This is a genomic window from Brachybacterium huguangmaarense (assembly GCF_025725725.1).
GTDB lineage: Bacteria > Actinomycetota > Actinomycetes > Actinomycetales > Dermabacteraceae > Brachybacterium > Brachybacterium huguangmaarense.
Genome location: NZ_CP107020.1, coordinates 434,805 through 456,070, shown reverse-complemented (window position 1 = coordinate 456,070; position 21,266 = coordinate 434,805). Strand labels below are relative to the sequence as shown.

General features: G+C 73.2%; 19 protein-coding genes. 13 read left to right on the top strand and 6 right to left on the bottom strand.

Annotated features, from left to right (window positions below; translation table 11 throughout):
• Positions 1 to 60: 60 nt before the first annotated feature.
• The 6 genes from BRM3_RS02110 to BRM3_RS02085 all read left to right on the top strand — a co-directional run bounded on the left by BRM3_RS02110 (position 61) and on the right by BRM3_RS02085 (position 7,580).
• Positions 61 to 1,281 (top strand): exonuclease SbcCD subunit D, encoded by a 1,221-nt coding sequence (locus BRM3_RS02110; RefSeq protein ID WP_263594461.1) that lies wholly within the window; start codon positions 61 to 63, stop codon positions 1,279 to 1,281.
• Entirely contained in the window at positions 1,278 to 4,376 is a 3,099-nt protein-coding gene (locus BRM3_RS02105) for an AAA family ATPase (protein ID WP_263594460.1), read from the top strand. Before BRM3_RS02110 ends, BRM3_RS02105 begins: the two co-directional genes overlap by 4 nt.
• 97 nt (positions 4,377 to 4,473) lie before the next feature.
• Entirely contained in the window at positions 4,474 to 5,664 is a 1,191-nt protein-coding gene (locus BRM3_RS02100) for a VanZ family protein (protein WP_263594459.1), read from the top strand.
• Positions 5,645 to 6,217: a DUF456 domain-containing protein gene (locus BRM3_RS02095; RefSeq protein WP_263594458.1), complete on the top strand. Its 573-nt coding sequence runs from the start codon at positions 5,645 to 5,647 to the stop codon at positions 6,215 to 6,217. Before BRM3_RS02100 ends, BRM3_RS02095 begins: the two co-directional genes overlap by 20 nt.
• Positions 6,214 to 7,179 (top strand): class I SAM-dependent methyltransferase, encoded by a 966-nt coding sequence (locus BRM3_RS02090; protein ID WP_318152430.1) that lies wholly within the window; start codon positions 6,214 to 6,216, stop codon positions 7,177 to 7,179. The genes BRM3_RS02095 and BRM3_RS02090 overlap by 4 nt, the downstream gene beginning before the upstream one ends.
• Positions 7,176 to 7,580, top strand: coding sequence for a hypothetical protein (locus BRM3_RS02085; RefSeq protein ID WP_263594457.1), 405 nt, complete (start codon positions 7,176 to 7,178; stop codon positions 7,578 to 7,580). The genes BRM3_RS02090 and BRM3_RS02085 overlap by 4 nt, the downstream gene beginning before the upstream one ends.
• Positions 7,581 to 7,632: 52 nt before the next feature.
• On the opposite strand, the gene BRM3_RS02080 is transcribed toward BRM3_RS02085, so the two are convergent.
• The gene (locus BRM3_RS02080; RefSeq protein ID WP_263594456.1) at positions 7,633 to 8,286 is read right to left on the bottom strand and encodes a DUF6318 family protein; all 654 of its coding nucleotides are present in this window, start codon (positions 8,284 to 8,286) and stop codon (positions 7,633 to 7,635) included.
• A gap of 219 nt (positions 8,287 to 8,505) precedes the next feature.
• Here BRM3_RS02080 and BRM3_RS02075 point away from each other — a divergent pair, with 219 nt between their 5' ends.
• The 5 genes from BRM3_RS02075 to BRM3_RS02055 all read left to right on the top strand — a co-directional run bounded on the left by BRM3_RS02075 (position 8,506) and on the right by BRM3_RS02055 (position 15,292).
• Complete coding sequence (locus BRM3_RS02075) at positions 8,506 to 10,242, top strand: ABC transporter ATP-binding protein (RefSeq protein WP_263594455.1); 1,737 nt, start codon at positions 8,506 to 8,508, stop codon at positions 10,240 to 10,242.
• A 233-nt stretch (positions 10,243 to 10,475) separates the two neighbouring features.
• Positions 10,476 to 12,467, top strand: a complete 1,992-nt coding sequence (locus BRM3_RS02070) for an ABC transporter ATP-binding protein (RefSeq protein WP_263595368.1) — start codon at positions 10,476 to 10,478, stop codon at positions 12,465 to 12,467.
• A gap of 127 nt (positions 12,468 to 12,594) precedes the next feature.
• Positions 12,595 to 13,527 carry an ABC transporter substrate-binding protein gene (locus tag BRM3_RS02065; protein ID WP_263594454.1) on the top strand — a complete coding sequence of 311 codons (933 nt, stop codon included), beginning with the start codon at positions 12,595 to 12,597 and terminating at the stop codon, positions 13,525 to 13,527.
• A 56-nt stretch (positions 13,528 to 13,583) separates the two neighbouring features.
• The gene (locus BRM3_RS02060; RefSeq protein WP_263595367.1) at positions 13,584 to 14,513 is read left to right on the top strand and encodes an amino acid ABC transporter permease; all 930 of its coding nucleotides are present in this window, start codon (positions 13,584 to 13,586) and stop codon (positions 14,511 to 14,513) included.
• The gene (locus BRM3_RS02055) at positions 14,513 to 15,292 is read left to right on the top strand and encodes an amino acid ABC transporter ATP-binding protein (protein ID WP_263594453.1); all 780 of its coding nucleotides are present in this window, start codon (positions 14,513 to 14,515) and stop codon (positions 15,290 to 15,292) included. Before BRM3_RS02060 ends, BRM3_RS02055 begins: the two co-directional genes overlap by 1 nt.
• A gap of 156 nt (positions 15,293 to 15,448) precedes the next feature.
• On the opposite strand, the gene BRM3_RS02050 is transcribed toward BRM3_RS02055, so the two are convergent.
• The 4 genes from BRM3_RS02050 to BRM3_RS02035 all read right to left on the bottom strand — a co-directional run bounded on the left by BRM3_RS02050 (position 15,449) and on the right by BRM3_RS02035 (position 18,744).
• A complete protein-coding gene (locus BRM3_RS02050) occupies positions 15,449 to 16,462 on the bottom strand; it encodes an aldo/keto reductase (RefSeq protein WP_263594452.1) in 1,014 nt (337 codons plus the stop codon).
• Between the two features lie 68 nt (positions 16,463 to 16,530).
• Positions 16,531 to 17,091: a GNAT family N-acetyltransferase gene (locus BRM3_RS02045; protein ID WP_263594451.1), complete on the bottom strand. Its 561-nt coding sequence runs from the start codon at positions 17,089 to 17,091 to the stop codon at positions 16,531 to 16,533.
• Positions 17,088 to 18,182 (bottom strand): App1 family protein, encoded by a 1,095-nt coding sequence (locus BRM3_RS02040; RefSeq protein WP_263594450.1) that lies wholly within the window; start codon positions 18,180 to 18,182, stop codon positions 17,088 to 17,090. Before BRM3_RS02040 ends, BRM3_RS02045 begins: the two co-directional genes overlap by 4 nt.
• Positions 18,183 to 18,258: 76 nt before the next feature.
• Positions 18,259 to 18,744 carry a GNAT family N-acetyltransferase gene (locus BRM3_RS02035; protein ID WP_263594449.1) on the bottom strand — a complete coding sequence of 162 codons (486 nt, stop codon included), beginning with the start codon at positions 18,742 to 18,744 and terminating at the stop codon, positions 18,259 to 18,261.
• 213 nt (positions 18,745 to 18,957) lie between these two features.
• Between BRM3_RS02035 and BRM3_RS02030 the strand changes: the two genes are divergently transcribed.
• Entirely contained in the window at positions 18,958 to 19,527 is a 570-nt protein-coding gene (locus tag BRM3_RS02030) for an arsenate reductase/protein-tyrosine-phosphatase family protein (RefSeq protein WP_263594448.1), read from the top strand.
• A 167-nt stretch (positions 19,528 to 19,694) separates the two neighbouring features.
• On the opposite strand, the gene BRM3_RS02025 is transcribed toward BRM3_RS02030, so the two are convergent.
• Entirely contained in the window at positions 19,695 to 20,003 is a 309-nt protein-coding gene (locus BRM3_RS02025; RefSeq protein WP_263594447.1) for a hypothetical protein, read from the bottom strand.
• A gap of 121 nt (positions 20,004 to 20,124) precedes the next feature.
• On the opposite strand from BRM3_RS02025, the gene BRM3_RS02020 reads away from it, so the two are divergent.
• Complete coding sequence (locus tag BRM3_RS02020) at positions 20,125 to 20,949, top strand: hypothetical protein (RefSeq protein ID WP_263594446.1); 825 nt, start codon at positions 20,125 to 20,127, stop codon at positions 20,947 to 20,949.
• The last annotated feature ends 317 nt before the right edge of the window (positions 20,950 to 21,266 follow it).

Here is a 21,266-nt window from a genome sequence, read left to right as displayed (position 1 = left end):
CGGTCCCGGGGCGCCTGGTCCCCGCGCCGACTGTCGGGCGTCGCCCCTAGGGTGTGAGCCATGAAGATCCTCCACACCTCGGACTGGCACCTGGGGCGCACGTTGCATGGTGTCGATCTGCACGCTGACCAGGAGCGCTTCCATGACTGGCTGGTCGCGCTGGTGGCCGAGCGCGGGGTCGACGCGGTCGTCGTCCCCGGCGACGTCTACGACCGGGCGGTGCCGCCCACCGAGTCCGTGCGGCTGCTCGGGCGCACGCTCGCACGCCTCGCCGAGGTCTCCACCGTGATCCTCACGCCGGGCAACCACGACTCCGCCGTCCGTCTCGGCTTCGGCGCCGAGCTCATGCGCGCGGGCGTGCACATCCTGGCCGACACGCCCGGCCTCGACCACCCCGTCACCCTCGCCGACGAGCACGGCGAGGTGCTGTTCTTCGGGCTGCCCTATCTCGAGCCCGACATCGTGCGGCACACGCTCGCCGCCGACGGCGCCGAGCCCCTCGAACGCTCCCACGAAGCGGTCACGCGCGCGGCGCTCGACCGGGTGCGCGCACGGCTGGCCGATCACCCCGGCGCCCGCTCGGTCGTGCTCGCGCACACCTTCATCACGGGCGGGCAGGGCAGCGACTCCGAACGCGACCTGCGCATCGGCGGGGTCGACTCCGTGCCGGGCCGCGTGCTCGGCGGCGTCGACTACCTCGCCCTCGGCCACCTGCACGGCTGCCAGGACCTCTCGAGCATCGTCGGCGCCCCCGCCTGGTACTCGGGCTCCCCGCTCGCCTTCTCCTTCTCCGAGAAGGACCAGCGCAAGGCGGTCCTGCTCGTCGAGCTGGGGGAGCGGGGCACGGTCCACGTCGAGAGGATCGCGACGCCCGTCCCCCGGCCCCTCACCGAGCTGCGCGGCACGCTCGAGCAGATCCTCGCGCAGGCCGCCGTGCACGGCGACGACTACGTGCGCGCGATCGTCACCGACCGTGCCCGGCCCGCCCACCTGCAGGAGACGCTGCGCGCCGCCTACGGGCACCTGCTGCTGACCGAATACCAGCCCGAAGGGCGCGAGGCGGCGCCGCTGACCCCCGTCGTGCGCCAGGGCGCCGACCCGCTCGAGGTGATGGACGACTTCCTCGCCTACGTCACGGGCTGCGACGTCGAGCCGGCCGAGCACGCCGTGTTCGACGAGGCCTACCGCGACGTGCGCGCCCGCCGTCAGGACGCCGCGGGCACCGTCGGGTCGGCGGGCGCCGGCACCACCCGCGCCCCGCGCCGCAAGGCGGCGTCGTGAGGCTCCATCACCTGCGCCTGCGCGGCATCGGACCGTTCCGCGACGAGGTCGCGCTCGATCTCAGGACGCTCGGCGCGAGCGGGCTGTTCCTGCTCGAGGGTCCCACCGGCTCGGGCAAGTCCACGATCCTCGACGCGATCGTCTACGCCCTCTACGGGAGCGTCGCCGGGTCCGCCACGAGCGCCGATCGGATCCGCTCGCAGTTCGCGCCTCCCACCGAGGCGAGCGTCGTGGACCTTGTGTTCGAGACCGGCTCCGGGATCTACCGCGTGCGCCGCGAACCCGGATACGAACGGGCGAAGCTCAAGGGCACGGGCACCACCTGGCAGCAGCCGAAGGCGCTGCTGTGGCGGGTGACGTCGCCGGAGGCCATCGCGCCGCTGCTCGCCGACGCCGCCGGCGCCGGGTCGGGCATCGAGCCGATCGCCACGCGCCTCGACGAGGTGGGCCGCGAGGTCACGCGCGCCATCGGGCTCAGCCGCGAGCAGTTCACCCAGACCGTGCTGCTGCCCCAGGGCGAGTTCGCGCGGTTCCTCCGCGCCCGCACCCAGGACCGGCAGGCCGTGCTCACCCGCGTGTTCGGCTCCGAGCTGTTCGAGGACGTCGAGAAGCAGCTCGAGGCGATGCGCCGCGCCGCGAAGGCGCAGGTCGCCGAGGCCACCACGACCCTCCGGGCGGCCGTCGCCCGGTTCGTCGAGGCCTCGGGCGCGACCGCGGAGCAGGCCGAGGCGATGGACGCCGACGCCGAACAGCTGCGCTGTGCCGAGATCGCCGCGAGCGCCGACGTGCTCGTGCGCGACGTCGAGCAGCACAGCGCGGCGGCGGACGAGGCCGGTCGCCGGGCGACCGCGCTCGAGACCGCGGCCCGCGAGGCACGCGACGCCGCCCGCGAGCACCGACGCCTCCTGCTGCGCCGCGCCGAGCTCGACGCCCTCGCCGCGCGCCTCGAGCAGACCGCCCCGGAGCACGCGAGCATGCAGCGGCGGCTGCGCCGCCACGAGGCCGCGACCCCGGTGGCCTCCGCCCTGACCCGGCGCGACGCCGCCCGGGGCCGCAGCGCCGAGGCCGGGTCCCGGCGCGCCGTCGCGATCGAGACGGCACGCGACGAGGCCGAGGACCTCGCCGCGCTCGCCGAGACGGAGGACGCCCTCGCGGCGCTCGGCGAGGCCGGTGCCCAGGAGACCTCCCGCGCGGGCGAGCTCACGGCCCTCGTCGAGCTCGAGGAGAAGCTCCCGGCCCGCGCCGAGGCGCTCGCCGCCCGCCGCGTCGAGCACGAGGAGCTGCTCACGGAGACCGCCGCCGTGCGCGAGACCCTCGCCGCCCGGCCCGCCGAGCGCGACGACCTCCTCGCACGGCTGCGGGCCGCCCAGGAAGCGTTCGAGGACCTGGCCGACGCGAGGGTCGCGCTCGCCGCCGCGGACGACCGCCTGGCGGCCTCGCGCACCGCCGCCGAGCGCGCCGCCGAGGTCGAGCAGGCCGCCGCTCAGGCGACCGCCGCGTTCGAGCAGGCCCGGGCCGCGAGCGGCATCGAGCACGACCTGCGCGTGCGGCGCACGGCCGGGCTCGCCGCCGAGCTCGCCCTGCAGCTCGAGTCCGACCAGGCGTGCCCCGTGTGCGGCGCGACCGACCACCCGCACCCGGCCGAGACCGCGGCCGACGCCGTGAGCGCCGACGACGTCGCCGCCGCCGAGGCGACACGCCGTGACGCCGACGCTGCCGCCGCCCGGGGCGCCGCGGCGCTCGACGTCGCCCGCAGCCGCCACGAGACGGCGCTCGCCCAGGCCGGGGGTCTGAGCGTCGAGGACGCGAGCGCCGTCCGCGGCACCGCCCAGGAGCGGGTCGCCGCGGCGACGGCCCAGGGACAGAGAGCCGCCCAGCTGCAGGCGGGCCTCGAGACCCACGACCGGGAGACCTCCGCGCAGCGCGAACGCGTCCAGACCCTCACGGCCCGCGCCGAGGCCCTCGCGACCGCCGTCGACGCCGAGGCGAGCGCGCTCGCCGCCGACGCGGCCCGGATCGAGCAGGCCCGGGCCCAGCAGACGAGCGTCGCCGAGCGCCGCGAGGCCCACCGCCTCCGCGCCCGGGCGGCGGGACGGCTGCGGGAGGCCGTGCTCGCCGCCGGCCAGTCCGCCGCGCGCGCCGACGAGCTCGCCGCCGAGGCCGCCGAGGCCCTCGCGGCGGCGAACGCCGCCCTGACCGGCCACGACGAGACCGCCTTCGAGACCGAGCCCGAGGTCCGTGCCGCGGTGCTCGACGCGGCCGAGCGCGAGCGCTGCACCACTGCCCTGCGCGAGCGCGACATCGACGAGTCGCGGCTGACCGAGGGTCTCGCCGAGCCCGGCCTCGCCGAGCTCGTCGCCGAGCCCGCGGCCCACCACGAGGCCGAGGAGGCGGTGCACGGGGCCGAAACCCACCTGCACGAGGCCGAGACCGCCGCGAAGGCCGCCCACGCGGAGGCCGGCCGGCTCACGGGCGCCGCCCGACGCACCGCCACGGCACGCACCGCCCTCGACGCCTCGATCACCTCGGTCACCACGGTGCGGGCGACGGCCGGAACCGTCGTGCGGGTCGCCGACCTCGCGACCGGCGCCTCCTCCGACGGCGAACGGATCCGCCTGTCGACCTTCGTGCTCATGCGTCGCTTCGAGGACGTGGTCGCCGCCGCGAACGCACGCCTCGCCCTGCTCTCGGGCGCCGACCTGGAGCTCGTGCGCGACACCGGTGCGCGCGGAGCCCAGAGGACGGGCCTGGACCTGCTCGTCATCGACCGCCGCACCGACCAGGCCCGGGTGCCCGAGACCCTCTCGGGCGGTGAGACCTTCTTCGTGTCCCTCGCGCTCGCGCTCGGCCTCGCCGACATCGTGACCGCCGAGGCCGGAGGCGTGCAGATGCAGACCCTCTTCATCGACGAGGGCTTCGGGAGCCTCGATCCCGAGCGGCTCGACGCCGTGATCGAGGAGATCGGGCACCTCGCCGACACCGGCCGGACGGTCGGCATCGTCTCGCACGTCGCCGAGCTCAAGACCCGCATCCCCGAGCAGATCCATGTGCGCCGCCGCGACGACCGCACCTCGGAGGTGACCGTGACGGCGTGACCGGCTCGGCGCCTCCCACCACGGGAGGAGGCGCCGCCCGTCGCACCGGAACCTCCGGGGGACGACCTCCGAACTGCCTGTACGTGCCGTGGGAGCCATGACCCACTGGACGTCGCAGACCCTCTACTCCGTGCTCATCGGGGGCGCCGGGTTCCTCGTGCTGCTGATCCCCGCCCTGACCGTCCAGTACCGGCGGTACGGGCGGCTGAGCGGGCGGCGTCTGCTCGGCACGGCCGCGGCCTGCGTCTACGGCGTGGCCCTCATCGTCTTCACGCTCTTCCCGCTGCCCACGATCGCCGAGGCGTGCGGCGGACGCACCGGTGCCAAGCTCCAGGTGGTCCCCTTCCAGTTCGTGGCCGACATCGCCGAGGAGACGCGCGGCCTCTCGCTCCCGGCGGCCGCGACCAGCTTCGCGGTGCTGCAGGTCGTCCTGAACGTCGTGCTGTTCGTGCCGCTCGGGCTGCTGCTGCGGCGCTTCGCGGGCCGCTCCCTCGCCGTCTCCGTGCTGATCGGCTTCCTCGTCTCCTTTGCGATCGAGGCGACCCAGTACACGGGGATGTGGGGGATCTACCCGTGCGGGTTCCGGGTCGCCGACGTCGACGACCTGCTCGCCAACACGGCCGGCGCCCTCCTCGGCGCCCTCGTGGCGCCGCGCCTGCTCGGCTGGATGCCGCAGGTGCGGGAGCTGACCGCGCTCGCACCGCCGCCGGTCTCCGCGGCACGTCGCCTGCAGGGCATGCTGCTGGACTGGCTGCTGTTCGCCGCGGCACGGCTCTGCCTCGAGGTCGCCCTCGTGCTCGTGCACGTGCTGCGCGCCTACCCCGACCCGCCGCCCGCCGACGCCGTCGGCCCTCTCGAGCTCGCCGCCCTCACCGCCCTCGCCGCGGTGATCGTCTTCTACCTGCCGTCGCTGCGCGGCACGGGCGCCTCGCTCGGACAGCGCCTCGTCGGCATCGCCCCGGTCTGGGACGACGCCCGGGGCACCACGCTCGGCCGTCGGCTCGGGCGGACCACCGCCGTGGCCGGGGTGTACGCCGCGGGTCAGGTGCTGCCGCCCCTGCTGCGCGCCGCGGGCGTCCCGCTCCTGCCCGGCCTGGTGTCGTTCGCCGCCGGGGTGGTCGTGCTGCTCGCGGTGGCCTGGGCGTTCGTCGGCGACCATCGGGGTCTGTCGGGTGCCGCGAGCGGCGCCCGTATGGTCGACGTGCGCTCGCTCGGACGCACCGCGGCCCCCGATACGATGGCGACGGCCGGCGCAGCGCACGGTCCGCGTGACCGCACACGGGCCTGACCTGCGCGAGGCCGACCTCGCTCCCGACCCCCCGGAGGCCCCTGTGGACCCCGTCACCGTGGACGTCATCGCGACCGTCGTCGCCGGCATCCTGTTCCTCGTCGGACTGACCGGCATCGTCGTCCCGATCCTGCCCGGCTCGATCACGATCCTCGTCACCATGCTGATCTGGGCGATCGTCGTGGGCGGCACGAGCTCGTGGATCGCGTTCGCGATCGTCGCGGTGTTCTCGATCGCGGGCATGACCGCGAGCTACGTGATGACCGGTCGCAAGCTCAAGAAGGCCGACGTGCCCAACTGGCCGATCGTCGTCGGCGTGATCGTCGGGGTCATCGGCATCTTCGTGATCCCGTTCCTGGGCCTGTTCATCGGCTTCGTGGTGGGCCTCTACGGTGCCGAGTGGTACCGCCGCAAGGACCCGCGGCTCGCGTGGGAGTCGTCGTGGCTGGCCCTGAAGACCCTCGGCCTCGGCATCGTCGTGGAGCTCGGCCTGGGCTTCTGCTCCGCGATCACCCTGGGGATCGCCGCGACCGTGCATTTCGTGAACCTGTGAACGCCCAGCCCGCACCCGAGACCGCGCCGGGGTCGGTGCCCGAGCCGGCGTCGCGGCCTGTGCGCACGTCCGATCCCGTGCCGGCGACCGCCCACGGTCCGCGGGCCGACGTCCCGCCGGTCTCCCGACGCGACCGCCCGCGGTTCGGCACGCGCGAGCGCCATCGCGAGCTGGGCGCCGCCTTCGCCGGGCAGGGCGCCGACTACGACCGCCTCCGGCCCGGGTATCCCGCCGCGGCGCTCGACGCGATCCTCGCCGCCGCGCCCGCGGGAGCCCGCGACGCCGTGGACCTCGGGGCCGGCACGGGCAAGCTCTCGTGGGCCCTCGTCGACCGGCATCTCGCGGTGACCGCCGTCGACCCGAGCACCGCCATGCTCGCCGCCGCGCGCGCGGCCCGTCCCGACGCCGACGGCCTGGCCACGATGGTCGGCACCGCCGAGGCGACCGGGCTGCCCGCCCGGTCCGCCAACCTGGTCACCGTCGCCCAGGCCTGGCACTGGTTCGACGCGGACGCCGCGTGCCGCGAGATCGGGAGGGTCCTCCGCCCCGGCGGCATCCTCGCCCTCGTGTGGAACACGCTGGACGTGCAGGTGCCGTGGGTGCACCGCTACTCGCGCATCATGCACGCGGGCGACGTGCTCAAGGAGGACTTCGACGCCCCGCCCGCGCCGGGTTTCCGGGTGCTCGGACGCTCGATGCACCGGTGGGAGGACCCGCGCACGACGCACGAGCTCATCGACCTGGCCCGCACCCGCAGCTACGTGATCACGGCGCCCGCCGAGCGTCGCGAGCGCGTGCTCGCGAACCTCGACTGGTACGTGCACGAGCACCTCGGGCACGCGCCCGGCAGCACGGTCGGCGTCCCCTACCGGACCGACGTGCTCGTCCTCGCACCCGAGACGGGGGCGGCCCCCACGGGGAGAACCGGCACAGGGAGCACCGACACAGGGGAGGAGCCGTGACCGGCACGGCGCCGCAGGCCGGCGCGGAGCGGCCCGACCCCACGGTGCCGGCTCCTCGGCCGAGCCGGGCGCCGCGCATCACGGCCGTCGTCCTGGGCGTGCTCGCGATGGTGTGGGCCTGCGCGATGGGCGCGGCGATCCTCGAGGTCGCACATCTGACGTACTGGCTGCCGCCACCGCCGGGGACGACTGTGGCGATCGAGCGGCAGACCTGGAACACGAGCACGCTGCTCCTGCTCCCCGGCGCGGGACTGGCCCTCCTGATCGCGCTCGCCGGCGTGGTGTGGGCGCTCGCGGTGCGTCGGCCCGTCTGGCCGGCGCTCGCGGCGCCGTTCGCCTCAGGGGTCGTGGCGACAGGGAGCCTCCTGCTCGCCGCGGGGGTCCCGACTCCCACCTTCTGAGCGCGAGCCGTGGCGGTCGCCGGTATCGAGGTCGAGCCGGCTCCGGGGCCTCTCAGCCCGCGGCGCCGCCCGCATCCGAGCCGCCGCCGTCCGAGGCGCCGGACCCCGCGTCCACGATCGACATGTCGCCCACGCGCCAGTGGCTCCCGTCCCACACCATCTTGGCCTGGATCCGCCCGGCGATCTCGTCCTGGGCGAGCGGCTCCTTGGAGGGGTCGTCGATGATCAGCTGCTGCGCCTCCGTGAAGTCGGCGGTCGCGGTCCCGGAGGCGGGCGGCTCCCCGACGCCGTCGAACGTCGTGCCCGTGACCGTGAACTCGCCGCCCACGCCGTAGCCGCCCTGGTCGTGGAGCTGGCTCGCGTTGGCGATGAACTGGACGCACACCTGGCAGTTGGGGTCCACGCCCTGCGTCCACGCGGCCGTGTCGCCCGTGGCCATCATGTACGCGTACGTGTCCAGCAGATAGCGCAGGGTGGCCTGCGCCCCCTCGGCCGTCTGCTGGGACATCTCCGCAGGTGCGGGCGGCGCCGTCGTGGGGCTCGGGTCGGGCTGGTCCGAGGGGTCGACGGCGGCGCGCGTGTCCGTCGGGTCGGACGCCTCGTCGCGGCCCGAGCTGAAGACGCCCGACAGGCCCACGGCGCCGACCGACACGATCAGGGCGAGGGCGATGACGGCGATGATGATCTGCTGGGTGCGGCGGCTCACCCGGTCACGGTACCCGGGACGCCTCGGCGCGGTCTGGCAGCCCGTCGCCGACGAGCGCGACGCCCCTCGCGCGTGGGCGCTCGTGCGGGCGCGTGCGCGCCCGATGTGGGATGCGACCGATTGCCCCGCGATGCGGATGTCGAACGTCGGGGCCCGGCGTTAGGCTCGCCCCCAGCGTCCGGACCGCCCCGTGCGGACGCCGTGCGAGAGGACCTTCCCGTGACACTGCTGCGCCTGGCCCTGCGATCCCTCAAGCCCTACTGGGCCTGGGTCGTGCTGGTCGTCGTCTTCCAGCTCATCGGCGTGATCGCGTCGCTGTACCTGCCCACGCTCAACGCCGACATCATCGACGACGGCGTGGCCCAGGGCGATGTGCCCACCATCTGGCGCCTGGGCGCCTGGATGCTCGCGGTGAGCCTGGCCAACATCGTCGCGGTCGTGATCGCGAACTACTGCGCCGCGCGCTCGTCGATGGCGGTGGGCCGCGACGTGCGCTCGCGCGTCTTCGACCAGGTGGCGACCTTCTCCTCGCAGGAGCTGCACACCTTCGGCAGCGCCTCGCTCATCACGCGATCCACGAACGACGTGCAGCAGGTCCAGATGCTCGTCTTCTTCAGCCTCAACATGCTCGTGCAGGCGCCGATCACGGGCATCGGCGGCGTCGTCCTCGCGCTCCGGCAGGAGGCCGGCCTCGCGTGGATCATCGCCGTCATGGTCCCGGTCATGCTCGTCGCCGTCGGCCTCGTGATCCTGCGCGCTGCCCCGCTGTTCCGCGTCATGCAGGAGCGGATCGACCGCATCAACCTGATCCTGCGCGAGCAGATCACGGGCATCCGCGTGCTGCGCGCCTTCACGCGCGAGGACTTCGAGCGCGAGCGGTACGAGGGCGCCAACGAGCTGCTGACCGACACCAACCGCCGCGTCGGGCTGCTCATGATCCTGATCCAGCCGATCGTCATGCTCATGCTGAACGCGTCGAGCGTGCTCGTCCTGTGGTTCGCCGCGCCGCGCGTGGACTCGGGGCAGATGCAGGTCGGCTCCATCACCGCCTTCATCGCCTACCTGGTCCAGATCCTCATCGCCGTCATGATGGCGACCTTCATGACGATGATGATCCCGCGCGCGATGGTCTCCTCCGAGCGCATCCAGGCGGTGCTCGACACCGAGACCACCGTGGTGGTCTCGGACCAGGGTGTCACCGAGGTCCAGGGGCACGGCGACCTCGCCTTCGAGCACGTCACCTTCACCTACCCGGGCGCCGAGACGCCGGTGCTCCAGGACATCGACTTCTCCGCCCACGCCGGGCAGACCGTCGCGATCATCGGCGGCACCGGCGCCGGCAAGACGACGCTGCTCAACCTCGTGCCGCGGCTCATGGACGTCACCTCCGGCCGCGTCGTGCTCGACGGCGTGGGGGTGCGCGACCTCGCCGCCCAGGTGCTGTGGGACCGGATCGGGCTGGTCCCGCAGAAGCCCTACCTGTTCTCCGGGACCGTCGCCTCGAACCTGCGGTTCGGCCGCCCGGAGGCGACCGACGAGGAGCTCTGGCACGCCCTGACCGTCGCGCAGGCGCGCGACTTCGTCGCTGCGATGCCCGAGGGCCTCGACTCCGCGATCGCCCAGGGCGGCTCCAACGTCTCGGGCGGCCAGCGCCAGCGCCTGTGCATCGCCCGTGCGATCGTCGCCCGGCCCGAGGTGTACCTGTTCGACGACTCGTTCAGCGCCCTCGACCTCACGACCGACGCCAAGCTGCGCGCGGCCCTGCGCCCCGTGACCCGGGACTCGCTCGTGCTGATCGTCGCCCAGCGCGTCTCGACCATCACCCAGGCCGATCTGATCCTCGTGCTCGAGCACGGCCGGATCATCGCCCAGGGCACCCACACCGAGCTGCTCGAGAGCAGCGACACCTACCGCGAGATCGTGGAGTCCCAGGGCGTCGAGGAGGAGGCCGCGTGAACGAGCATCGCAACACCCACCGGGCGGACACGGACCCGCAGGAGCCGGTCGAGCCGCGGCACGAGGACGTCGGGCAGCACCGCAGCGGCGCGCCGACGCATCGCGGCGCGCCCACGGATCCGGTCGACGTGCCCGCGCGCCCGTCGACCCCCGAGCAGAGCGGGGGCGAGGCCAACGCGGCGTCCGCGGCGAGCGGCGCCCTCGCGGGCGATGAGGCCTCCGAGGCCGCTGAGATCGAGGCCGAGAAGTCCGCCGAGCGCGGGTTGCGGCCCGGCCAGAGCGCCCGCAACTTCGTCCCCTCGGCCAAGCGCCTGCTGCGCGAGATGGGTCCTGAGCGCGGATACGCGATCGGCGGCGTGGTCGTGGGCATCGTCGGCGTGGCCCTCGCCGTCGTCGGCCCGAAGATCCTGGGCCGTGCCACGGACCTCATCTTCTCGGGCCTGATCGGCAAGCACCTCCCGGCCGGCACGAGCAAGTCCGACCTCATCGTGTCCCTGCGCGCGCAGGGGCAGACCCAGATGGCGGACATGCTCTCGGGCATGGACGTGACGCCCGGCCAGGGCATCGACTTCACGGCGCTGCACCAGGTGCTGTTGCTCGCGGTGGGCCTGTACGTCGCGGCGGCCGTGTTCACGTGGATGCAGGGCTGGCTGCTCAACCGGATCATCTTCCGGATGGTCTACCGCCTGCGCCGCGACATCGAGGAGAAGCTCCACCGCCTCCCGCTGTCCTACTTCGACCGCATGCGGCGCGGCGAGATCCTCTCGCGCGTCACGAACGACATCGACAACATCCAGAACACGCTCATCAACACCCTGACGGGCCTCATCAACGCGATCCTCACCCTGATCGGCGTGGTCGTCATGATGTTCACCCTGTCGTGGCAGCTGACGCTGATCGCGCTCGCCATCATCCCCCTCGCGCTCGTCATCACGGGCATCGTCGGCAAGCGCTCCCAGGCCCTGTTCGTCCAGCAGTGGGACGCGACCGGCCACGTCAACGCCGAGGTCGAGGAGGCCTTCTCGGGTCACGAGCTGGTCAACGTGTTCGGCCGCCGCCGCGAGGTGTCGGCCGCGTTCGAGAAGCGCAACCGGGAGATGTTCCGGGCCTCGTTCGGCGCCCAGTTCGTGTCCTCGCTGATGATGCCGCTCATGATGTTCGTGGGGAACCTGTCGTACGTGGCCGTCGCCATCGTCGGCGGCCTCAAGGTGGTCTCCGGCACCATGACGCTCGGCGACGTGCAGGCCTTCATCCAGTACTCGCGCCAGTTCACGCAGCCGCTGTCGACGGTCGCGTCGATGGCCACCATGCTGCAGTCCGGCGTGGCGAGCGCCGAGCGCGTGTTCGAGCTGCTCGACGCCGAGGAGCAGGAGCCCGAGCGGAGCGCCGAGGTCTCGGCGGCCGCGGCCTCGAAGATCCGTGAGGGCCGGGTCGAGTTCGACCACGTCCGCTTCTCGTACACGCCCGAGCGCCCGCTCATCACCGACCTCTCGCTCGTCGCCGAGCCGGGGGAGACCGTCGCGATCGTCGGGCCGACCGGCGCGGGCAAGACCACGCTCGTCAACCTCGTGATGCGCTTCTACGAGATCGACGGCGGGGCGATCACCCTCGACGGCGTCGACATCCGCGAGCTCACCCGCACCCAGCTGCGCGAGCGCACCGGCATGGTCCTCCAGGACACATGGCTGTTCCAGGGCACGATCCGGGAGAACCTGCGCTACGGGCGGCTCGACGCGACCGACGAGGAGGTGCTCGAGGCCGCCCGCGCGTCCCACGTCGACGACTTCGTGCGCCATCTGCCCGACGGCTACGACACCGTGATCGACGACGAGGGCTCCAACATCTCCGCGGGGGAGAAGCAGCTGCTCACGATCGCGCGGGCCTTCCTGGCCCGGCCGAGCCTGCTGATCCTCGACGAGGCCACCTCGAGCGTGGACACGCGCACCGAGCTGCTCGTGCAGACGGCCATGAACCGGCTGCGTGAGGGCCGCACCTCGTTCGTCATCGCCCACCGCCTCTCGACGATCCGCGACGCGGATCTGATCCTCGTGATGGAGCACGGCGACATCGTCGAGCAGGGCGACCACGAGCAGCTCCTCGCCCAGGGCGGCGCCTATGCGCGGCTGTATCGCTCGCAGTTCGAGGGCGCGATGGCGGATCCCGACGCCGAGGAGGAGCCGGCCGCGCCGGTCCCCGCCGCGGCCGCGATGATGCCGGGCGCCTGACCCGCCGCCGCACCGGGGCCCCGTCCCCGGTGCGCGGCCTCGCCTGCCCGTGGCAGGCGGGCCCGACCGGCACGAGGGCGCGCGTCCCCGAATTGTGAAATTGCAGTGCAGTGAATAAGATTGCACGGTGCTTGTTCGTCATCCCCGCCGTCGCGCTCTCCTGCGATCGGTCCCTCTCGCCGTCGGCGCCCTCGCGCTCGGGCCCGCCCTGACCTCGTGCACCCATGCCTCTGAGCGCCTGGACGCCGAGACCGACGCGATCCCCGAGGTCGACCTCTCGGGCGTGAGCGCCGTCGAGGAGATCGCCGCCCTCGTCCCCGCCGCCATCCGCGACAGGGGAGAGCTCGTCAACGGCGCGGCCCTCAACTACGCCCCGGGGGAGTTCCTGGCGGGGGACGGCACGCCCGTCGGCTACGACATGGACATCCTGGCGGCGATCGGCGCGGTGCTGGGCCTGTCCACCCGCACGGAGTCCGCGGTCTTCGCCCAGATCATCCCGTCGATCGGCACCAAGTACGACGTCGGGATCTCGAGCTTCACCGTCGACCCCGAGCGCCTCGAGACCGTCTCGATGGTCACCTACTTCCGCGCCGGCATGTCCTACGCCGTCAAGACCGGCAACCCCTACGGGATCGACCCCCAGGACCTGTGCGGCACGCGCGCCGCCCATCAGGTCGGCACCTACATGGACGACGTCGTCGCCGAACGCGACCAGGCCTGCCGTGCGGCGGGACGCCGCGGCGTCACCGACCTCCCCTACACCGGCAACGCCGACGCCGCGACCGCGGTCGCGGGCGGCAAGGCGGACCTGCTGCTCGCCGACTCCCCGGTCATCGCGTACGCCGTGGACCGCTCGCGCGGCGAGCTCGAGCAGGTCGGCGGCATCGAGGACTCGGCCCTCAACGGCATCGTCGTGGCCAAGGACCAGCCCGACCTGGCGCGCGCCCTCCAGGCCGCCGTCCAGCACCTCATCGACTCGGGTGCCCTGCGCGAGATCCTCGCCGCGTGGGGCAACGAGTCCGGCATGATCGACACCTCGGAAGTGGACCCCTCCTCGTGACCTCACCCTCCTCCGCCCGCCCGACGTCAGCGTCGTCCGACACGGCCGAGCACGACATGATCCCCGGCCGCATCCACGCCAAGGCCAGCCCGCGTCCGGGCACCTGGATCAGCGCCGTCATCGTGGCCCTGCTCGTGCTCGCGCTGCTACGGTTCCTGATCGTGAACCCGGTGCTCCAGTGGGACACCGTGGCGACCTACCTGTTCGACGTCAAGGTCGTCCAGGGCGTCGGCTGGACGCTGCTCATCACGGTCGCCTCGATGCTGCTGGGCACCGCGGTCGCCCTGACCGCCGCGATCATGCGCCGCAGCGACAACCCGGTGCTGCGCGGCGTCTCGTGGGCGTACATCTTCGTCTTCCGCGGCACTCCCGTGTACACCCAGCTCGTCTTCTGGGGCCTGTTCACGGTGATCCTGCCGCGCGTCGTCGTCGGCGTGCCCAGGGGGCCCGAGCTGTTCTCGTTCTCGACGCGCGACCTGTTCCCCGCGCTCGCCGCCGCGATCGTCGGGCTCGGCCTCAACGAGGGCGCCTACCTCGCCGAGATCATCCGCTCGGGCCTGAACTCGGCGGACCGCGGCCAGACCGAGGCGGCCCGCGCGCTCGGCATGGGCGACGGCCGCATCCTGCGGCGCATCATCGTGCCCCAGGCGATGCGCGTGATCATCCCCCCGCTCGGCAACGAGACCATCGGCATGCTCAAGACCACCTCGCTCGTGCTGGCCGTGCCCTTCACCCTCGACCTCACGTTCGCGACCAACGCGATCGCCAACAAGCTGTTCACCCCGGTGCCGCTCCTGATCGTCGCCGCCCTCTGGTACCTCGCGATCACGAGCCTGCTCATGGTCGGCCAGCATTATCTCGAGCGCTACTTCGGCCGCGGCTTCGACGACCGCGCCGCCGCCCGCGGCCGCCGCGCCTCCCGCCAGGCGGCCGTCAACCGCGCCGGGACCACTCCCCAGGACGCTCTCCCGGAGGTGGAGCTGTGATGACCGACCCGCGACCGCTCATCGAGATCGAGGGCCTCCACAAGGCCTTCGGCGACCTGCACGTGCTGCGGGGCGACGACCTCGTGGTCCGCGAGGGCGAGGTGACCGTGCTGATCGGGCCGTCCGGCTCGGGCAAGTCCACCCTGCTGCGCTGCATCAACCAGCTCGAGGAGCCGACCGCCGGTCGCGTGCGCATCGACGGCGTCACCCAGGGGTACGCGGAGCAGCCCCTGGCCGACGGCCGCTGGCAGCGGCTGTCGCCCCGGCAGATCGCGGCCCAGCGGGCGCGGATCGGCATGGTCTTCCAGCGCTTCAACCTGTTCCCGCATCTCACGGCGCTCGGCAATGTGACCGAGGCGCCCGTCCAGGTGCTCGGCCGACCGCGCGCGCGTGCGGAGGCCACGGCGCGCGAGCTGCTCGAGCGGGTGGGCCTGGCCGACCGCGCCGACCACTACCCCTCCGAGCTCTCGGGCGGTCAGCAGCAGCGCGTCGCGATCGCCCGCGCCCTCGCGATGGAGCCCGAGCTCATGCTGTTCGACGAGCCCACGAGCGCGCTCGACCCCGAGCTCGTCGCCGAGGTGCTGGCCGTGCTCAAGGACCTGGCCGAGGGCGGGATGACGATGGTCGTCGTGACGCACGAGATGGGCTTCGCGCGCGAGGTCGCCGACCAGGTCGTCTTCATGGCCGACGGCCGGATCCTCGAGCACGGCACCCCCGAGCAGGTGATCGACCACCCCCGCTCCGAGCGGCTCAAGGGCTTCCTCGACTCCGTGCTGTGAGACGCGGCGGCAGAAAAAGGTAGCCCTGTGGTCGGACGACCCCCGTCAGGACCTCGTCCGGCCACAGGACTACCTTTTCTCGCAGCTCCACCGCGGCCACCGCGACGCACCCACCGAGCCCGCCGAGCCCGGGCCAGGACCCGGCGGGGCCCGCGGCTACCGGCCGGTGCCGTCGATCGCGAGCTCGTCGATCGCGGTGAGCTCGTCGTCGCCGAACTCGAGGTTCTCCCGGCCCGCGATGTTCGCCTCGAGCTGGGCGACGCTCGAGGCCCCCACGAGCGCCGTGGTCACGGTGTCGTGCCGGAGCACCCACGCGAGCGCCATCTGGGCGAGCGTCTGTCCGCGCTCCTGGGCGATCGCGTTCAGGCCGCGCGCCCGCTCGAGGTAGGTCTCGTCGGTGGCCTGGTCGACCGTGAGGAACCGCCCCTGCGTGGCGCGCGAGCCCGTCGGGACGCCGTCGAGGTAGCGGTCGGTCAGCAGTCCCTGCTGGAGCGGCGAGAACACCGCCGCGCCGGCGCCGATGTCCTCGAGCACCTCGAGCAGGCCGGCCTCGACGTGCCGGTTGAACAGGGAGTACGAGGGCTGATGGATCAGCAGCGGGGTGCCGAGGTCGGCGAGGATCCGGGCGGCCTCGCGTGTCCGCTCGGGGGAGTAGTTCGAGATGCCCGCGTACAGGGCGCGGCCCGAGCGGACCGCCTGGGCGAGCGCGCCCATGGTCTCCTCGAGCGGCGTCTCCGGGTCCTCGCGGTGGTGGTAGAAGATGTCGACGTAGTCGAGTCCGAGCCGCTCGAGCGACTGGTCCAGGGAGGCCAGCAGATACTTGCGCGAGCCGTGGTCGCCGTACGGGCCCGGCCACATGGTGTAGCCGGCCTTGGAGGAGATGATCAGCTCGTCGCGGTGGGCGGAGAGGTCCGCCCGCAGAATCGTGCCGAGGTTCGCCTCCGCGCTCCCGGGAGGCGGCCCGTAGTTGTTGGCGAGGTCGAAGTGGGTCACTCCCAGGTCGAACGCCCGCCGCACGATCGCGCGCAGGTCGGCCAGGTCGCGCTCGTCGCCGAAGTTCTGCCAGAAGCCGAGCGAGATCGGCGGCAGCACCAGCCCCGACCGTCCCACGCGCCGGAACTCGGCCTTGTCGTAGCGGTCCTCGGCGGGCGTGTAGGGCTCGATGCTCATGGCCCCAGGGTAGTCGCCGTCACGTCGGGGCCGGGCGCCGTCGACAGGGCCGCCCGGGCCCGGCGCGCTCAGGCCAGGCGTTTGACGAGCTCGTCCATGCCGAGCCCCTCGACGCGCAGGCCGACGCCGGGGAACGGCAGCACGGTGCCCGTGGGCACGAAGCGGCGGCGCTCGTACCACGCGCGCAGCTCCGGCCGCGTCTGCAGCACCTGGATCATGAGCTGCTCGGCCCCGGCCGCACGCACGCGGGTCTCGGCGGCCTCGAGCAGGCGCGAGCCGATGCCGCCGCCCTGGATGCGGGGGTCGACCGCGAACAGGCCGAACTCCGCGAGGTCGTCGCCCTGGGGCAGACGCACGTAGCAGCAGCCGATGATCCGGGCGGCGCGTGCAGGCGTCCCGGCGCTCGCCGCCGCGTGGTCGTCGGAGGACGCCGGGGCCTCCGCCACGAGCACGACATGCTCGGTGTCGGCGATGTACTGCTCGACGTCGGCGACGGAGGTGCGGGCACCGGCGACCAGGTGCGACTCGGTGGTCCAGCCCCCGTCGCCGCGGTAGGCGGCCTCGATGACCTCGACCATCGAAGCCGCGTCGGCAGGCGTCGCCTCCCGGATCCGGGCACCCTCGTTCACAGCATCCCGATCCCGCGCAGCGCGAGCAGCAGGCGATGCCCGTCGGGCCCCTCGACCCACGGGATGTCGGGTGCGTCCGAGGCGTCCGCGGCCGAGGCGGGCGCGACCTCGTGCCCGGCGGCGCGCCGGGTGCCGTGGGAGAGCACCTGCTCGGCGCCCGTGAGCTGGCGGATCGCGACGGCGGCGACGCGATCCGGATGGGCGGCGCAGAAGCGTCCGTAGATCTCCGGATCGTGCTGGCCGTCATCGCCCACGAGCAGCCACCTCATCTCGGGGAAGGTGCGGCGCAGCAGCTCGAGCGAACGCAGCTTGTGCTGCATGCCCGAGCGGAACAGGCCCGTGTTGGTGGGCCCCCAGTCCGTCAGCAGCATCGGGCCGTCGGGGTAGCCGTTCTTGAACAGGAAGCGCCGCAGCACCGGGAAGACGTTCCACGCGCCCGTGGACAGGTACACGAACGGCACGTGCGGATGGGCGCGAGCGAACTCCTGGTAGAGCAGCGGCATGCCGGGCACGACCTTGCGGGAGGACTGCTGGATCACGAAGGCGTTCCAGAAGGCGAGCAGGGGGCGCGGCAGCCAGGTCACCATCACGGTGTCGTCGATGTCGCTGACGACGCCGAGGGGCTGGTCGGGGTCGAAGACGATGACCTCGGCGGTCACCTCGTTGCCCGGGTGGGTCGACAGCACCACCTCGTGGGTCCCGGGCGGCAGGGACACCTCGAGCATGGCGTCGACGATCCCGGAGCGGTCGGCACGCACGGTGAAGCCCTGGTCCCCGGCCACCACGCGCACACGCTGGAACGGCGCGCACTGGGAGGCGAAGGAGCGGAAGCCGCGCACGGCCATCGTGCGCATGTCGTGCACAGGCTGGTCGTGGAAGTCCGCGGGCGTGCGCGGCGCGGCATAGAGCACCTTGGCGAGGACCCGGATGCGCCGCGGGGTCCCGTAGCCCGTGTAGGGCTGCAGGCGCGCGTCCCACCCGAGGATGCGCAGGGCGCGGCCCACGACGCGATTCTTGACGTCCTCGGTGCGGGCCGCCCAGTGCGGGCGGTCGCCGTAGCCGGCGCCCGCCGAGGCGATCGCGCACCTCATGGCGTCGTCGGTCCGTCCGGCGAGGGCACGGGAGGCATGGCGGAGCGGGGCCGGCGGACGCGGGCGGCGGAGCCGCTCAGACGGACCGGGCCATCTTGGTCCAGGCGGCGTCCGGATCGTCGTCGTCGACCTGCCAGCGATCGCCCGTGTCGGTGAAGCCGAGGGCGTCGTAGAGCTTGCGGGCCGGCTGGTTGGTGGGGCCGACGTACAGCGTCACGGTGTCGGCGCCGTCCTGCTGCGCCCATGCGAACACGGCCTCCGCGAGCTGCTGGGCGATGCCGGACTTGCGATGGGCGGGGCTGACCCACATGGCCTGGAGCTCGCGCTCGTTGGCAGGGGAGTCCTCCTCGTGGCGGCTCGCCACGACGGCCACCGGCGTGCCGTCGTCGGTCGCGAGGAACCATGCCGCTTCCTGCACGCGGGCACGCCACTGGGACTCGTCGTAGGTCGACTCCTTCTCCCACGTCTGCCCGAAGGCCCGGGGATCGGTGCTCAGCGACCGCAGACGGATCTCGCGCACGAGAGACCAGTGCTCGTCCTGTGCCTGGAAGATATCGGTCATGGCGTGCCCTTTCTGTGTGTGGTGCGAGTCGCGGTCCTGGAGGACCGGGCCGCCACGATCGGTGCGGGAAGACCCCATCGCCTCCAGACCCCACCTTGCCATAGCAGAGCCCCCGCTGCACAACGCAACCATCGTCGAGAGGTGGGGGACCTGCGGCGCAACCTCCGGACAGGGGGTGTCACAGCACCGCCCTGAGCCTGGGACAATGGTGACGTGTCAGACTTCCGCGTCCTCACCGTGTGCACCGGCAACGTGTGCCGATCGCCCGCGGCCGCCGTCATGCTGCGGCGCGGTCTGAGGATCGCCGGGCTCGCGGACCGCGTCGAGGTGCAGTCGGGCGGGACCAGCTGGGAGTCCGAGGGCAGCCCGATGGACGACCGCACGATCCTGGCCCTCGAGCGCGCCGGCTACGAGAAGCCCTTCGAGCACTGCGCCCGCATCATCCATCAGTCCGAGATGTCCCAGTGGGACCTCGTGCTCGCGATGACGGCGGAGCACGCGGAGACCATGCGCCGCAAGGTCGACCAGATCCCCGAGGGCACGCGACGCCCCGAGGTCTTCCTGTGGCGCGAGTTCGACCCGGTCGCGCCCACGACGGCGCGCGAGGAGGAGCTCGCGGTCAAGGACCCGTGGTACTCCGGCCAGAAGGCGTTCGACCGCATGGTGCTGCACATGGAGCGCTCGGTGCCGAGCCTCGTGCTGTACATCCGCGGGCGTCTGCGCGAGGCCGCCGCGCGGAGCGGAGGCGGAGCGACCGGCGCGGCTGAGGCGGACTCGGGATGATGCGCGGGGTCAGCGCGCGGTGCTGAGCGAGATCGCCGCGCGGGGCTGCGCGAGGTCGGCGCGCAGGGCCCGATGCATGCGGTGGGGGTGTGTCCGATCGGCCTCGCGGCACGACATCCCCTCGCCTCAGGGCAGGTGCCCGGCCGGCTCAGGGGCGTGGCCCCGGCTCAGGAGCGGAACAGGTGGCTGATGCCGCTGCGACGACGGCGACCGTGCCGCGACCGCGCCTCGGCGCGACCCGTGCGGACCCTGCTGCGCCAGGTGGCGGTCACGAACCCGGCCGCGGTGAGGAACCCGATGCCGAAGGTGATCATGAGGATCTGGCGCAGCACGCCGAAGGTCGTGCCGTCGTTGCGGGTGAAGGCTGACAGGAGATCGTGGAACACGCCGCCGCCCTCGGAGGGCGGGGTGGTGGTCACCGACATCGCGCCCGCCGAGCTCGAGCTGTCGATCGACGCGGTGGACCGGTCGGTCACGGCTGACGGGGAGTCCTGAGGCGTCTGGGGCGGATTCGCCGCCGTAGGCGCGGCGCTCTGCGTCGCGGGCGGGGCGGCGCTCGTCGTCGAGGGCGACGAGGTCCTCGGCGCGCTCGAGGTGGTGCTGGGACTCGAGGTGGTGCTGGGGCTCGAGGTGGTGCTGGGGCTCGAGGTCGTCGGACGCTCCGTGGGCGTCGCGGACGAGGTCTCCGTGGGGGAGTCCGACGGCGTGCCCGTGCTGCTCGGCGACGTCGTCTCGCTCGGCTCGGTGGGCGGCGCGGAGCTGCTGGACTCCGTGGGCGGCGCGGAGCTGCTGGACTCCGTGGGCGGGGTCGAGCCCGTGGACTCGGTCGGCGGGGCCGAGCTCGTCGACTCGGTCGGCGTCTCCGACCCGGAGTCGGTGGTGCTCGGGGTGCCGGCGGTCGAGGTCGAGCCCTGCGAGGGCGCAGATGAGGACGGCTCGACCGGCGGTGCGGAGCTCGTCGTCTCGACGGGCGGGTCGGTCGCCGTGGAGGGCTCGGTGGGCGTCGCCGGGGCCGACGTCTCCGTCGGCGCCTCCGTGGTGGGCGCCTCGCTCGTCGTCGTCTCGGTGGCGGCGGGGGAGGAGCTCTCCTCGACCGGCGTCGTCGTGCTCGGCGAGGGGCAGTGGCGGTGCCGTGGGTGGTGCGAGCAGTGCCGTCGTTCGACAGGCGTGCGCGTGGACGTCGAGGACTCCGTCGTCCCGGTGGTGGTGCTCGAGGAGGTGTCCGTCGCCCCGGAGGACGAACCGTCGGCGGTGGTCTCGCTCGACGACGTCTGGGCGTCGCTGGTGGACGTGGCGTCGTGGCCCTCCTCGCCGTCGGCGAAGGCGACGGGAGAGGCGGCGAGGACGAGGCCGGCGAGTGATGCGGTCGCGGCAGCGGTGACAGCGGTCAACGGGCGTCGCATGCATTCTCCTTCCTCGTAGGTGGGCGCAGTCCCCCAACTGCGCAGGGCCAAGTGAAGGCGGGATCGCCATCCAGTCTGGACGACGGCGGTCTCGAATTACGCGGCTTGAAGCCTACCTTGCCATCTCTTGACCTTTCCAGACCAGCGTCCCGGCGATCGCCCTGGAGCGCAAGGGGATGTGGACGACGCCACGCGCGACACTGTGATGTGCCTCACGTTCCGGGCCGGGGGAGGTCGGCAGGGGGTAGGCGGCACGCCGGGTAGCGCCCGTGCGCCCGTGCCCACGTGCGGACCGTGGCGGCGCGGACACGGTCCGCACGCAGGCACACGCCGGTC